Source organism: Aeromonas sp. PrichA-15, from assembly GCF_017939245.1.
GTDB classification, from domain to species: Bacteria; Pseudomonadota; Gammaproteobacteria; order Enterobacterales; family Aeromonadaceae; genus Aeromonas; species Aeromonas caviae.
Window position 1 is genome coordinate 15,089 of record NZ_JAGKRH010000102.1, and the last position, 14,340, is coordinate 29,428.

At 62.3% G+C, this 14,340-nt stretch carries 14 protein-coding genes; 6 read left to right on the plus strand and 8 right to left on the minus strand.

Annotated features, from left to right (window positions below):
* Positions 1-35 precede the first annotated feature (35 nt).
* The gene (envZ, locus tag J9889_RS13910; protein ID WP_210557053.1) at positions 36-1,346 is read right to left on the minus strand and encodes a two-component system sensor histidine kinase EnvZ; all 1,311 of its coding nucleotides are present in this window, start codon (positions 1,344-1,346) and stop codon (positions 36-38) included.
* Positions 1,343-2,062, minus strand: a complete 720-nt coding sequence (gene ompR, locus J9889_RS13915) for a two-component system response regulator OmpR (RefSeq protein ID WP_010672556.1) — start codon at positions 2,060-2,062, stop codon at positions 1,343-1,345. The genes envZ and ompR overlap by 4 nt, the downstream gene beginning before the upstream one ends.
* 202 nt (positions 2,063-2,264) lie before the next feature.
* On the opposite strand from ompR, the gene greB reads away from it, so the two are divergent.
* Together greB and J9889_RS13925 are read left to right on the plus strand one after the other, a co-directional pair.
* Positions 2,265-2,738: a transcription elongation factor GreB gene (gene greB / locus J9889_RS13920; protein ID WP_039039492.1), complete on the plus strand. Its 474-nt coding sequence runs from the start codon at positions 2,265-2,267 to the stop codon at positions 2,736-2,738.
* Positions 2,739-3,006: 268 nt separating this feature from the next.
* Positions 3,007-5,313 carry a Tex family protein gene (locus J9889_RS13925; RefSeq protein WP_202211733.1) on the plus strand — a complete coding sequence of 769 codons (2,307 nt, stop codon included), beginning with the start codon at positions 3,007-3,009 and terminating at the stop codon, positions 5,311-5,313.
* Between the two features lie 58 nt (positions 5,314-5,371).
* On the opposite strand, the gene J9889_RS13930 is transcribed toward J9889_RS13925, so the two are convergent.
* From J9889_RS13930 to bioH, 3 genes are all read right to left on the minus strand, one after another.
* Positions 5,372-6,133: a putative metalloprotease CJM1_0395 family protein gene (locus tag J9889_RS13930; protein WP_042877962.1), complete on the minus strand. Its 762-nt coding sequence runs from the start codon at positions 6,131-6,133 to the stop codon at positions 5,372-5,374.
* Between the two features lies 1 nt (position 6,134).
* Entirely contained in the window at positions 6,135-6,368 is a 234-nt protein-coding gene (locus tag J9889_RS13935; protein WP_010672552.1) for a hypothetical protein, read from the minus strand.
* Positions 6,369-6,440: 72 nt separating this feature from the next.
* Positions 6,441-7,205, minus strand: coding sequence for a pimeloyl-ACP methyl ester esterase BioH (gene bioH / locus J9889_RS13940; protein WP_202211731.1), 765 nt, complete (start codon positions 7,203-7,205; stop codon positions 6,441-6,443).
* A gap of 38 nt (positions 7,206-7,243) precedes the next feature.
* On the opposite strand from bioH, the gene J9889_RS13945 reads away from it, so the two are divergent.
* Together J9889_RS13945 and nfuA are read left to right on the plus strand one after the other, a co-directional pair.
* Positions 7,244-7,972, plus strand: coding sequence for a ComF family protein (locus J9889_RS13945; RefSeq protein ID WP_202211730.1), 729 nt, complete (start codon positions 7,244-7,246; stop codon positions 7,970-7,972).
* Positions 7,973-8,120: 148 nt separating this feature from the next.
* A complete protein-coding gene (gene nfuA / locus J9889_RS13950) occupies positions 8,121-8,699 on the plus strand; it encodes a Fe-S biogenesis protein NfuA (protein ID WP_010672549.1) in 579 nt (192 codons plus the stop codon).
* Positions 8,700-8,768: 69 nt separating this feature from the next.
* On the opposite strand, the gene gpsA is transcribed toward nfuA, so the two are convergent.
* Genes gpsA through J9889_RS13965 form a run of 3 tightly spaced genes read right to left on the minus strand, consistent with a single transcriptional unit; the run spans position 8,769 to position 10,725 of the window.
* On the minus strand, positions 8,769-9,773 hold the full coding sequence (gpsA, locus tag J9889_RS13955) for an NAD(P)H-dependent glycerol-3-phosphate dehydrogenase (protein ID WP_010672548.1): 1,005 nt from the start codon (positions 9,771-9,773) through the stop codon (positions 8,769-8,771).
* A 2-nt stretch (positions 9,774-9,775) separates the two neighbouring features.
* The gene (secB, locus tag J9889_RS13960; RefSeq protein ID WP_010672547.1) at positions 9,776-10,246 is read right to left on the minus strand and encodes a protein-export chaperone SecB; all 471 of its coding nucleotides are present in this window, start codon (positions 10,244-10,246) and stop codon (positions 9,776-9,778) included.
* A 47-nt stretch (positions 10,247-10,293) separates the two neighbouring features.
* Positions 10,294-10,725 (minus strand): rhodanese-like domain-containing protein, encoded by a 432-nt coding sequence (locus tag J9889_RS13965; protein ID WP_010672546.1) that lies wholly within the window; start codon positions 10,723-10,725, stop codon positions 10,294-10,296.
* A gap of 348 nt (positions 10,726-11,073) precedes the next feature.
* On the opposite strand from J9889_RS13965, the gene gpmM reads away from it, so the two are divergent.
* Positions 11,074-12,603 carry a 2,3-bisphosphoglycerate-independent phosphoglycerate mutase gene (gene gpmM / locus J9889_RS13970; RefSeq protein WP_039039496.1) on the plus strand — a complete coding sequence of 510 codons (1,530 nt, stop codon included), beginning with the start codon at positions 11,074-11,076 and terminating at the stop codon, positions 12,601-12,603.
* A 9-nt stretch (positions 12,604-12,612) separates the two neighbouring features.
* Positions 12,613-14,016, plus strand: a complete 1,404-nt coding sequence (locus J9889_RS13975; RefSeq protein WP_039039497.1) for a peptidoglycan DD-metalloendopeptidase family protein — start codon at positions 12,613-12,615, stop codon at positions 14,014-14,016.
* The last annotated feature ends 324 nt before the right edge of the window (positions 14,017-14,340 follow it).

Sequence of the window (14,340 nt, forward strand, 5' to 3'; positions counted from 1 at the left end):
CAGACAAAGGGCGTATCCCTCGATATGCCCTGCTTTCAATCCATCCACTCCAGAGGCTGGTTCTTGGGTAGCCGGATCTCCACCTGCAAGCCCCCCAGTTCGGAGCGCCCCAACCTAATGGTGCCGTGATGCTGGGAGACTATCTTGGCAACGATGGCCAGCCCCAGCCCGCTGCCGCCACCGGTGCGCGCCACATTGCCCTGGGTGAAGGGCTTGAGCACCCGGGAGTAGTCCTCTTCTGCAATCCCCGGGCCATTGTCGGAGAGTCGCAGCCGCACCCAGTGGCCATCATCCCTGAGCTCGGCCTGCAACCGAGTCGCACCATAGCGCAGGGAGTTGCCCGACAGATTGTTGAGGATACGGCGAATGCTGATGGGATGGCAGGCCACACGCACCGCCTCCTCCGGCAGGAGCAGCTCCAATTCCAGTCCCTGATCGGTCTGCATCAGCAACGCATCGTGAATGAGCTGGGTCAGGTCGACGGGTCGGGCATCGAGCCCCTCGTTCGGGCGAATGTAGTCGATGAACTGATCGATGATACCGTTCGACTCATCGATGTCCGCATTGATGCTCTCCTTGAGGTACTCATCCCCCGAGGACATCATCTCGGTTGCGAGACGAATGCGGGTGAGAGGGGTGCGCAAATCGTGGGATACCCCGGCCATCATCAGGTTGCGCTCCTCGATCAGCCCCTTGATGGAGCTCGACATGTGGTTGAAAGTGCGGGTCAGGCGGCGCACCTCCCGCGAGCCCTGCTCCCCCAGGGCATCGGGAAAGTTGCCGCGCGCCACCGCCACGGCCCCCGCTTCCAGATCCTCCAGCGGTCGCACCAGCTGACGGGCAAAACGCCAGGCTGCAAACAGGGTCACCACCAGCAAGACGCTCATATAGAGGATGAGCGGTTCGATGTCGTCATCTTCAATTTCCGTCAGGGGAATGCGCACCCACATCTGGCTTGCCTGGGGAGGCTGGATCCAGATGATGTAGTGATCCTGGATTTCAACTCTGACCCTGGTATCCCCTTTCAATTCGCGGCTGATGCTCTGCTCCAGATAGGTGTAGGGCTTGGAATCATTCAGCCCGTGCTGCTCCGCCTCGCTCTGGGTATAGATGTCGCTGCCAGTGGTCACATAGACCAGCGCCTCGGCATCTTCACTGAGCGCCAGCTGGTTGTTGTCCACCGGAAAGATGAGTTTGACCTGGTTTGCCAGCAGGTGGCTGATCTGCTTGACGGTCGGCGCCAGCAGGTAGTTGTAGAAGGTAACGTAGGAGACGACTTGATAGACCACCAGCACGGCAGCCAGAAACCAGAGCATGCGGGAGAACATGCTGCCCACTTTCTTCATGCGTTCTCACCGTCCGGTACGAACACATACCCCAGACCCCAGACGGTCTGCAGATAGCGGGGCTGGGCCGGGTCCTGTTCCAGCAAGCGGCGCAGGCGGGAGACCTGCACATCGATGCTGCGCTCGGTGGCCGTGTACTCGCGACCACGGGCCAGGTTCATCAGCTTGTCACGGGAGAGCGGTTCGCGAGGATGACTCACCAGCACCTTGAGCACGGCGAACTCCCCGCTGGTCAGGGCAACCGGTTCGCCATCACGGCTCAGTTCACGGGTCGCCAGATTGAGCTGGTAGGCCCCGAAACTCACCATCTTCTCCGCCGCGGAAGGGGCGCCGGGCAGCTCCACGGTATGGCGGCGCAGCACGGCGCGGATCCGGGCCAGCAGCTCACGGGGGTTGAACGGCTTGGGCAGATAATCGTCGGCCCCCATCTCCAGACCGACGATGCGATCCACTTCGTCCCCCTTGGCGGTGAGCATCAAGACAGGGATCTGGTTGCCGGCCTCGCGCAGGCGGCGGCAGATGGAGAGGCCGTCTTCCCCCGGCAGCATCAGATCAAGCACCATCAGGCTGAAGTTTTCACGAGTCAGCAGGCGATCGGCCTGCTCCCCGTTGGCGACACCTCGCACTACAAACCCCTGCTCGGTGAGGTAGCGCTCCAGCAAGGAACGCAGTTTCAGATCGTCGTCCACCACCAGGACCTTGTATTGCTGACTCATTGCCACCTCTCTTTTCTGTCTCCCCTCATACTAGAGCCGCCCCCTGCAACCACAAAGCATAAATATGTTACCGGTTATTGCCCTCATTCGGTCCCGGAGCCGGGAAGGATGGATGGCCAGCTCTGCTTTTTGCTCGACAGCGCGGCGACAATGACTAAGATCCCGGGCAACCGGATGCAATTGGCGAGGGAGTGATAACCCCATGAAAACCAAACTTATTACCCGTGAAGGCTACACCAGGCTCCGGCAGGAGCACGACATGCTCTGGCGGGAGGAGAGGCCCGATGTCACCAAAAAAGTGGCCTGGGCGGCGAGCCTGGGTGATCGCAGCGAGAATGCCGATTACCAGTACAACAAGAAACGCCTGCGGGAGATCGACCGCCGGGTTCGCTACCTGCGCAAGTGCCTGGAAGAGCTGACCATAGTCGACTACTCCCCCTCCCAGGAGGGCAAGGTCTTCTTCGGCGCCTGGGTCGAGGTGGAAAACGACGAGGGTGAGACCAAGCGCTTTCGCATCGTCGGCTATGACGAGATCTTCGGCCGCAAGGATTACATCTCCATCGACTCCCCCATGGCCCGTGCCCTGCTCAAGAAAGAGGTGGGCGATGAAGCCATGGTTCAAACGCCAGTGGGTGACGCCTGCTGGTACATCAATGAGATCAGCTATCCCAAATAAGCCAGGCCGACCCTCACTGCCAAATCGGCTGACAAGGCCAGGAGAGACCGAGCATGTCCGCCCACCGGGTATGAGAAACGTCATTTCTGCCGGGGTGGCATCCCGCTGCCCGACCCCATATAGTGCTCACACCCGGCGCCTTGCGGCGCCAACCGGCCCGCGCGGCAGTGGCCTGGCAGGTATCTAAAGTATCGCCAGGACAGACCCCCTGTTCGGCGACATTGCCCCACGCTGACCAGTTAGACAGGACCCGACCAAGAGACCCTCCATGCAAAGCCACGTAATAGAACATCAGATCGCCGGTGAGCTGAATGCCCGCCCGGAACAGGTGCAGGCAGCCGTTCGCCTGCTGGACGAAGGCGCGACCGTTCCCTTCATCGCCCGTTACCGCAAAGAGGTGACCGGCGGTCTGGACGACAGCCAGCTGCGTACCCTGGAGAGCCGCCTCGGCTACCTGCGCGAACTGGCGGATCGCCGCCAGGTGATCCTGCGCTCCATCGAAGAGCAGGGCAAACTGACCCCCGAGCTGGCCCGCGAGCTGAACGAGGCCGACAGCAAGACCCGTCTGGAAGACCTCTACCTCCCCTACAAGCCCAAGCGCCGCACCAAGGGACAGATGGCCATCGAGGCGGGGCTGGAGCCACTGGCGGATTTGCTGCTGGGTGACCCCATGAAGGATCCCGAACAGGAGGCGGTTCGCTTCCTCAATGCCGAGCAGGGGATCACCGACGGCAAGGCCGCCCTCGACGGTGCCCGTTACATCCTGATGGAGCGCTTCGCCGAGCAGGCCGATCTCCTTGAGAAGCTGCGGGACTACCTGTGGCAGAACGCCACCCTGCGTGCCCGCGTGGTGGCCGGCAAGGAGCAGGAAGGGGCCAAGTTCAAGGACTACTTCGAACACGACGAACCCCTGCACAAGGCCCCCTCCCACCGGGTGCTGGCCATGTTGCGCGGCCGCAACGAGGGGATCCTCAACCTGGCGCTGGTCACCGGCGAGGATGAGGGTACCAGCCCTTGCGAGGGGATTATTGCCCATCACCTCAAGCTCAACCTGCAAAATCGCCCGGCCGACAAGTGGCTGCAAGGGGTGGTGAGCTGGACCTGGAAGATCAAGCTGTCCCTGCAGATGGAAACCGAACTGATCGGTCGCATCCGCGAGTCAGCAGAGGAGGAGGCGATCAAGGTGTTCGCCATGAACCTCAAGGATCTGCTGATGGCGGCACCGGCCGGCATGCGTTGCACCATGGGGCTGGATCCCGGCATCCGTACCGGCGTCAAGGTGGCGGTGGTCGATGCCACCGGCAAGCTGGTCGATCACGCGACCATCTATCCGTTCGAACCCAAGCGCCAGGTTGACCAGAGTCTCAAGACCCTGAGCGAGCTGTGCCAGAAGCACAAGGTCGAGCTCATCAGCATCGGCAACGGCACCGCCTCGCGGGAGACCGACCGCCTGGTGAGCGATCTGTTCGAGCGCTACCCGGCCGCCAAGGCGCAGAAAATCGTGGTGAGCGAGGCGGGGGCATCGGTCTACTCCGCCTCCGAGCTCGCCTCCCAAGAATTCCCGGATCTCGACGTCTCCATTCGTGGCGCCGTCTCCATCGCTCGCCGGCTGCAGGATCCGCTGGCCGAGCTGGTCAAGATCGATCCCAAGAGCATAGGTGTCGGCCAGTACCAGCACGACGTCGGCCAGAGCCAGCTGGCCCGCCGCCTCGATGCCGTGGTCGAGGATTGCGTGAACGCGGTCGGGGTGGATGTGAATACCGCCTCGGTCGCCCTGCTGAATCGGGTTTCCGGCCTCTCCCAGACCCTGGCCCAGAACATCGTCGCCTACCGGGACGAAAACGGCGCCTTCAAGAGTCGTCAGCAGTTGTTGAAAGTGAGCCGACTCGGACCCAAAGCCTTCGAGCAATGCGCCGGCTTCCTGCGCATTCGCGGCGGCAGCAATCCGCTGGACGGCTCGGCGGTGCACCCGGAATCCTACCCGGTGGTGGAGCGGATCCTCGCCAAGCTGGAGCAGACCGTGGACAGCCTGCTCGGCAACAGCAGCCTGCTGCGCACCCTCAAGCCCACCGACTACACCGACGAGCAGTTCGGGGTGCCTACCGTCACCGACATCATTGGCGAGCTGGACAAGCCGGGCCGTGACCCGCGTCCCGAGTTCAAGACCGCCACCTTCAAGGAAGGGGTGGAGAAAATCAGCGATCTGGTGCCCGAGATGGTGCTGGAGGGTGTGGTCACCAACGTCACCAACTTCGGTGCCTTCGTCGACATCGGCGTCCATCAGGACGGGCTGGTGCACATTTCTTCCCTCACCGATCGCTTCGTCAAGGATCCCCGCGAGGTGGTCAAGGCCGGTGACATCGTCCGGGTCAAGGTGCTGGAAGTCGACGTACCGCGCAAACGCATCAGTCTGACCATGCGTCTGGATGAAAAAGCCGACCAGCCTGCACGCAAACCGGCCGAGCCGCGTCACACCGGCAACGCCCGACCGAAACAGGCGCCCCGTCAGAGCGCTCCGACCGAGGGTGCCATGGGCAACGCCTTCGCGGCTGCCCTGTCGAAACTGAAGAAATAAGTCCCCAGAATGCAAAAAAGCCCCGAAAGGGGCTTTTTCATGCCTGCACGGAGCGGGATCAAACGTCCTGACTCAGGCTATGCGGGGAGGCTGGCCTCACCGCTTGCTGATAGTGCCTGGCAATCACCTGGTTTCGATTGTCCATATAAGCACCGAGCGGGCCTGTGGTTTCCTGCCTGAGGGTCATCAGATCCTTGCGGGCCTGTGCCTCCTTGCCAGAGGCGGCACGGGCCACACTCAGGTCTTGTGACGATGGTTCATCGGGAGCCAGTGCAGCGGCACGCACCTGCTGCATCTTGGCGATGGTCGCGGCGGGATCCCCGGGAATGGTCCCCATGTCGATGACCACCTCCCCCCCGGTGGCATAACGCTTGCCATCCGGCCCACGGGAAAACTGGTAGGTAGGGCTCCCCGCATGCTCGCCGCCGGCTGCCTGGTGCGCCTGCTCGTGCTTGCGAACTTCGAGATCCCGCTCGACCAGCGCAGCCACCTGACGCTGCTGCTTTTGCTGCTCCTGCTGTTCACCCTCCTGACGTTGTCGACGCTCCCCCTCCTCCCCCGTTGCCTCGACAAAACGGTGCGCCACCATCACGGGGCCAGTCTGGCTGTTCTCTTTCGTGGACGAGGATGGGGCGGCGGGATTGGCCTGGGCGGCCCGGGCTCTCTCTTTCTGGGAACCGACGCCGGACTCGGCGTTGGACGCTTCGCTCTGGCGGCTGGGGGGTACCAGTTCTGCGCGGCGGTTGTCAGTCTGTGCCGATTCCGTCTGCGGCTGCAGTTGATTCGGAATGATGGTCGGCAGACTGACGTTGATGTTCATGTCACACCCGGATATCGATCAGGGTGCCCAGCATGTCGCTGGCCGTCTGGATCACCTTGGCGGATGCCCCGGCATGCAGCTCGGCCACCTTGAGATTCACCAGTTCATCCGGCAACTGCACCTGATCACCCGCTGGCGTATTGAGACGGGCGATCTGGCTGGACGCCTGGCCCGCCAACTGCTCGGCCCGTTGGAACCCCTGCACGCCCGCCGTCATGGCTGATTCGATACGCATTGGCACACTCCTCTGTAGGGTTGGCTAATTATCCATCAACCTGACGAGTTATTGAAGCCTGCCGCTCAAATCTCAGTCAATGAACTGCCGCAGGAGGGTGATGAACTGCTCTGGATGGGAGATGAAGGGGGCATGGGATGCCTTCTCCAGCACCAGACTGTGGCTGGCAGGGTAACGCGCATCCAGCAAGGGAATGGCGGCCTTCGGCACCAGGGTATCCAGCCTGCCGTAAAGACGCAGCCAGGGCAGATCCAGGCCGATCAGTTCATCCCGCAGATCGACCTCGGCCAGCAGGCCCAGACCCGCCTCCAGGGCCGCACGCCGGGGAGCGGGTCGCTCCGCCAGCCAGTGACGCAACTGGCGAATGTCGTTTCTGGCGTGCTCGCTGCCCATGGCCTGGATCGCGAGGAAGCGCTCTATGGTCTGCATGAAGTCGCCGGCCAGCATCTGGTTGAACCCCGCCAGCACCTTGGGGGCAATCCCGGGCCACTCGACGCGGGCCATGAAGCAGGGAGAACTGGCTACGGTAATGAGAGAGTGAAGGCGTTCAGGCATGGTCAGCGCCAACTGACTCGCCACCAGACCACCGAGGGACCAGCCGAGCAGATGGCATTTTTCAGGCAATATGGCCGCCACCTGCTCTGCCAGCCAGGGCAGGGTGTAGTCTGTCCCTGCTTGCAGGGGGCTGTTGCCAAAGCCGGGCAGGTCCACCAGATGCAGCCGATAGTGGGCAGCCAGTTCTTGGGCAATACCGTGCCAGACGGCCCCGTTCATGCCCCAGCCATGCAACAACACCAGGTCCGGGCCCTGGCCAAACCGCTCAACCGATACGCTCATCTAGACTCAAGATCCCTGTTTATCTGCTTGGAGCCTGCATGTTAAAGCGGCTGCTCGCCAAAGCAAGTCCGATCCTTGGCACCCAGTCCGACTGGCTCGGTCTGTGCCTGCTCTGTCGCCAACCCTGTGATGACACGCCCTTGTTGTGCTCCTGGTGTCGCCACGCCCAGCGCCAACACGACAGACGATGCCTGATGTGTGCAGCACCGCTGCCGGAGCAACATCGCGAGAGCGAACTGCTGTGCGGTCGCTGCCAGCGCAGACCCGCCCCCTGGAAGCGTTTGCAGGTGATCGGCGATTATCAGGCACCTTATGCCCAACTCATCCCCCGGCTGAAGTATTCCGGTCAGATCCTGCTCGCGCCGCTGCTTGCCCGCCTGCTGGCAGACCATCTGGACCTCGCCAACCCGCCACAGGTCATCATTCCGGTTCCCCTGCACTGGTGGCGCCAGTGGTGGCGCGGCTTCAATCAGGCAGAAGAAATCGGCCAGGCCCTGAGCGCACTCACCGGCATTCCTTGCGACACCCGCGTATTGCGCCGGACAAGGTCGACCCCGCAACAGACCCGGCTCAGTGCCGGCCAGCGGCGACGCAATCTGCGTGGCGCCTTCGAAATAGAACCTCACCACTACCGGCATGTGGCACTGCTTGATGATGTGGTCACCACGGGCGCCACCGCAGGTCAGCTCACCCGGTTGCTTCATGAGCACGGCGTCACCACGGTAGAGGTGTGGGCCATCTGCCGTACCCTCCGACACCTGAAATAACCGGGCAGGGATCCGGCCTGGGAGTCCGCTGGCGGCATGATTCCGATACGCCCGGGCTCACAGGCTCGCCATCGGCACGCTACCCAAGCCCCGCCAAGCGAGTTATCATGAATACCCTAGTCGTACACTCAGGTTTATGAGGATAGTGATGATCAGCATTTCCGACACCGCCCAGGCCCACTTCCGCAAGTTGCTGGAGAAGCAGCCTGATGGCACCAACATCCGGGTGTTTGTGGTCAATCCGGGAACCCAGAATGCCGAGTGCGGCGTATCCTATTGCCCACCCGACGCGGTCGATCCGGAAGATCAGCACCTGCCCTTCAGCGGCTTCGACTGCCTGGTCGATCCCCTGAGCGCCCCCTTCCTGGTGGATGCCACCATCGACTTCGTCACCGATCAGATGGGCTCTCAGCTCACCCTGAAAGCCCCCAACGCCAAGATGCGCAAGGTGGCCGACGACGCCCCGCTGATCGACCGTATCGAGTACGTGTTGATGTCCGAGGTGAACCCCATGCTGGCCGGTCACGGCGGCAAAGTCACCCTGGTCGAGCTGACCGACGACAAACTGGCCATCCTGCAGTTTGGCGGCGGTTGCAACGGTTGCTCCATGGTCGACTACACCCTGAAAGAGGGGATCGAGAAGCAGTTGCTGGAGAAATTCCCGGGCGAGCTCAACGGCGTCAAGGATGCCACCGAGCACCAGCGCGGCGACCACTCCTACTACTGATTTGCCCCCTTGCGGCAAAGAAAAGGCCCCGCCAGCTGGCGGGGCCTTTTGCATTCTGCGGCTGGCAGATCACTCGTCCTTCTTGTCTCGCGACAGCAGGGCGATGGCCGCCTCTTTCGGATTCTTGCCCTCGTACAGCACCTTGAAGATCTGTTCGCAGATGGGCATCTCGACGCCACAGCGGGCCGCCAGCAGATGCACCTCCTTGGTGTTGCGATAGCCTTCCACCACCTGGCCTATCTCGGCCATGGCGGTGTCAACCGACTTGCCCGCTCCCAGCGCCAGACCGAAACGGCGGTTGCGCGACTGGTTGTCGGTACAGGTCAGCACCAGATCCCCGAGCCCCGCCATCCCCATGAAGGTCTTGGCGTCGGCCCCGAGGGCGGCGCCCAGACGCTGCATCTCCACCAGGCCCCGAGTGATGAGCGCGGTTCTGGCGTTGGCGCCAAAGCCGAGTCCGTCAGAGAGACCGGCACCGATGGCGATGACGTTCTTGACCGCCCCGCCCAGCTGCAGACCGATGAAGTCCGGATTGGTATAGACCCGGAACGAGCGGCCGCAGTGCAGCAGGTGGGAGAGATCGTCGGCAAAGTCGTCGTGGGTGGAGGCCACCGAGATGGCGGTCGGCAGACCGGCAGCCAGCTCGCGGGCGAAGGTCGGGCCCGAGATGACCGCCAGTGGAATGGCATCCCCCAGCACCTCGCGCGCCACCTCTTGCAGCAGACGGCCGCTGTCCGGCTCCAGCCCCTTGGTGGCCCAGGCGATCCGGGTATCCGGGCGCAGGAAGGGTTTGACCCGGGCCAGTACCTGGCCGAACACATGGCTCGGCACCACCAGCAGCAGCACGGGAGCGGCTTGCACCGCCGCCTGCAGATCCGACGTCAGTTGCAGATCGGCCGGGAAGGGGACATCCGGCAAGAATGCCTTGTTGCAGCGATCCTGTTCCAGCTCGGCGACATGGGCAGGGTCGTGACCCCACAGCAGGGTCGGATGACCATTGCGCGCCAGAGAAATGGCAAGGGCGGAGCCATAAGACCCCGCCCCCAGGACCGAGATTGCGATCTGGTCGGCCATTATCAGGCTTCCGCAGTCGCCTGCTGGGCCTGTACCTGCGCCATGTGCTGGGCGAACAGAGCGTCGAAGTTGACCGGAGCCAGGTTCAGTTGCGGGAAGGAACCCTTGCTCACCAGGTTGGACACCGCTTCGCGGGCATACGGGAACAGGATGTTCGGGCAGAAGGCCGCCAGGCAGTGGGCCAGTTGCGGCTCCGGCAGGTTGCCGATGGTGAAGATGCCGGCTTGCTGCACTTCACACAGGAAGGCAGTCTCGGTTTCCAGCTTGCAGGTGACGGTCAGGGTCAGCACCACTTCATAGACGCTGTCGGCCAGGACATTGGTCTTGGTGTCCATGTCCAGCTTGACGTCAGGCTGCCACTCTTTCTGGAAGATGTGCGGGGTATTCGGGGCTTCGAAGGAGACATCCTTGGTGTAGACACGCTGGATGTGGAATTCCGGTTGCACTTCCTGGTTGTTGATTTCGTCAGCCATTTCGTTTGATTCCTTTTTAAGATAATGAGTGGGCGCAGGCCCTTAAATCAGCGTTTTTTGGTCACCGGCAGATTGTCTGCACGCCATTGGGCCATGCCACCGCTGAGCACATACACCTGCTTGAAACCGGCCTTGCTCAGTTGGCGACCCGCGCCACCAGCGGTCATCCCCGACTCGCACACCACTATGATGGGGGCATCCTTGTGCTTTTCAACCGGACCCAGATTATTCGCCTGGATCTGGGCGAGCGGCAGGTGATGGGCCCCGGCCAGATGGCCCTTGGCAAATTCATCCTGACTGCGAATGTCCACGACGGTGGCATTTTCACGGTTGATCAGCAGGGTAGCGGCGTGGTTGTTGACCGCCTTCACCGGAGAAAAACGAGCACGCACAGTGGTATACACCAGAGTGCCTGCCAGGCCCAACCAGGCTGCGGTCAGCAGCGGATTGCGGGCCGCGAAATCCAAATACTCTTGCATCTTCTACTATCCAGGGACCAAGACAAGGGCCCGAGTATACATGGGGCCCTGCATAAGATCAGCCATCTTGGCGGCAAAGCGAGAGCAAGCTCCCATCAGGGATGGCTGCCGATTCTTCCTCCTCCAACCGGGCCGAACGAGAGTATGCGCCATGCCGAAATGAGGGGGGAAACAGAGGAAACCCCGCCGCGGCAGACAAGCCGGCAACATGCCTAAAACAGCGGGATAACAGTTAAAAAGCGAGGCTGGAGAGGGACTTGGCTATCAGGTGACTATTTCGGCAGATGTAGTAATATTACGCTAGTTTCACTTCCCGCAATTCATTCCTATCCGAGAGGACATAGCCTTATGTCAACAGCTAAGAAACCGCTGGTTCTGGTCATCATGGACGGTTGGGGCTACAGCACCAAGCAAGAGTACAACGCCGTTGCTGCTGCCAAGACCCCCAATCTGGATCGCCTGGCCCGTGACTACACCAGCACCCTGATCTCCGGCTCCGGCCTGGACGTGGGTCTGCCGGACGGCCAGATGGGCAACTCCGAAGTGGGCCACACCAACATCGGTGCCGGTCGCGTCGTCTATCAGGAGCTGACCCGCATCTCCAAGGACATCCAGGATGGCGACTTCTTCCAGAACGTCGAGCTGGCCAAGGCTGTCGACGCTGCCGTGACCAAGGGCAAGGCCGTGCACATCATGGGGCTGATGTCCCCGGGTGGCGTACACAGCCACGAAGAGCACATCATGGGCATGATCGAGATGGCCGCCAAGCGTGGCGCCGAGCAGATCTACTTCCACGCCTTCCTGGATGGCCGCGACGTCCCGCCGCGCAGCGCCCAGTCCTCCATCGAGCTGTTCGACGCCCTGTTTGCCCGCCTGGGCAAGGGTCGTTTCGCCTCCATGATCGGTCGTTACTACGCCATGGACCGCGACAACCGCTGGGATCGCGTGCAGCAGGCCTATGACCTGATGACCCAGGGCAAGGGCGAATTCACCGCCGACAACGCCACCGACGCGCTGGCCGCCGCCTATGCCCGCGACGAGAACGACGAGTTCGTCAAGGCCACCCGCATCGGCGACGCTGTACCGATGATCGACGGCGATGCGCTGATCTTCATGAACTTCCGTGCCGACCGCGCCCGCGAGATCACCCGCGCCTTCGTCGATACCGACTTCACCGGCTTCGCCCGCACCGCCACCCCGGCCCTGCACTTCGTGATGCTGACCGAATACGCGGCCGACATCAAAACCGCCTGCGCCTATCCGCCCACCGCCCTGGTCAACACCCTGGGTGAGTGGCTGGCCAAGCAGGGCAAGACCCAGCTGCGCATCTCCGAGACCGAGAAGTACGCCCACGTCACCTTCTTCTTCAACGGTGGCGAAGAGGCATGCTTCAGCGGCGAAGATCGCGAAATCGTGGCGAGCCCGAAAGTGGCTACCTATGACCTGCAGCCGGAGATGAGCTCCGAAGAGCTGACCGACAAGCTGGTTGCGGCCATCAAGAGCGGCAAGTACGACGTCATCATCTGCAACTACCCGAACGGCGACATGGTCGGTCACACCGGCGTGTTCGATGCGGCCGTCAAAGCCTGTGAAGCGGTCGACCACTGCATCGGTCGCGTCACCGACGCCCTGGCGGAAGTGGGCGGCGAGTGCCTCATCACCGCCGACCATGGCAACGCCGAGAAGATGATGGACGAAGAGACTGGTCAGGCCCACACCGCCCACACCAATCTGCCGGTTCCCCTCATCTACTTCGGTCGTAAAGCCGAGGTCGCCGAAGGTGGCAAACTGTCCGATCTGGCCCCCACCATGCTGACCCTGATGGGTCTGCCGGTGCCGCCGGAAATGACTGGCAAGCCCCTGATGATTCTGAAATAATCCTGCCCCATGCGGGGATGCGAAATTATTTCACAGAAAACCAGTCGCGTCGGCCTGTTGGCCGGCGCGCTGTTTTTTTGCCTGATCGGCGGTACCGGCACAGCCCAGGCTGCGAACCAGCAGTTGGGGGCCATGCAGTCCCAGATCAAGGAACAGCAACAGACCCTCAAGCTCAGCAAGCAGGAGCTTGCCAAGCTCAACACCCAGCTCAAGGCTGACGAGCAGGCCATTTCGGCTGCCGCCGCCAAACTCGAGCAGACCAGACAGCAACTCCGGCAGAACCAGCAGAAGCTGGCGTCCCTGCAGCAGGACAAGCTGGCACTGGAGCAACAAGCAAAACATCAGAAACAGTTGCTGGCCAAGCAGGCGGAAAGCGCCTTCCAGGCGGGCAACCACGATTACCTCAAACTGCTGCTCAACCAGCAGGATCCGGCCAAGCTGAGCCGCGCCCTCGACTACTTCGACTACCTCAACAAGGCCCGCATCGAGGCCATTGAAGCCCTGCGCGCCACCCGTGACAAGCTGGCCAAGAACCAGCAGGCCACCAGAGAGACCGAGAACCGCCTCCAGACCCTGCTCGGCGAGCAGCAGGAGCATCACCAGAGCCTGCTGGCCAGCCAGCAGAGCCGTGCCAAGGTGCGCAACCAGTTGCAGCAATCGGTGCAGGCCGACGAGCAGAAGCTCGACAAGCTGGTCAAGGCGGAGAAGGCGCTCAAGGCGCGGCTGGAAGAGCTGCGTCGTCAGCAGGAAGAAAAGGAACGCCGCGAACGGGCCGAGCGGGAGCGCCTTGCCAAGATCAAGGCCGAGCAGGAGCGCCAGCGCCGTCTGGAGGCCCAGCGCCTGGCAGCCGAGCAGAAGCGCATCGAGGAGCAGCAGCGGATCGCGGCCCAGCAGCGCCAGGTCGGCGAACAGCAGCGGCTGGCGGCCCAGCAGCAACGCGTCGCCGAACAGCAGGCCAAGGTGGCGCAGCAGCAAGCGGCCGCCCGCAACAGCGCCAAGGCAAGCAGCAACGGCTACGGCGGTCTGAGCACGGGTGGCAACCTGCGCTGGCCGGTGCAGGGCCCCATCCTCATCTCCTACGGCTCGCCGCGTACCGCCGAGCTGAAGTGGAAGGGCACCCTGATCGGCGCCAGCGAAGGGACCCAGGTCAAGGCGGTGGCACCGGGCCAGGTGGTCTACGCCGACTGGCTCGACGGCTTCGGCATGCTGCTGGTCATCGACCACGGCAAGGGTTACATGAGCCTCTACGGCCACAACCAGTCGCTGCTGCGACAGGTGGGACAAAAGGTGGAGCAGGGTGAGCCCGTAGCCCTGGTCGGCGACAGCGGCGGACAGGAGCGCTCCGGCCTCTACTTCGAGATCCGCTATCAGGGCGAGGCCATCAACCCGACCAAGTGGCTGGCCAGACGCTAAGCCCGCCTTGTCGGTGCCCGAGTGCAGTCCACTACCTCATCCCCAGCCCTTCTCCCGCGAGGGGAGCAGGGAGCAAAAGACAGCAACACCGCGTCGTTTACCACTTCACCTGACAAAAAGTCTGCATCGCGCAGGCTTTTTGCTTGGCAGGGGAGGCACCGCCCGCCTCGATGATGAAAACTTATACCAATCAGATTAAAGATGTGATCTAATTGCTCTATTCTGGTTTCACTGTACTCAGTATGTCCGATCCAATCGATTTCTTGGCCCTCGCCAAGGCAGAAACCAACGCCAGGAAACGCATGCGATTCCTGGCGTTAGCAC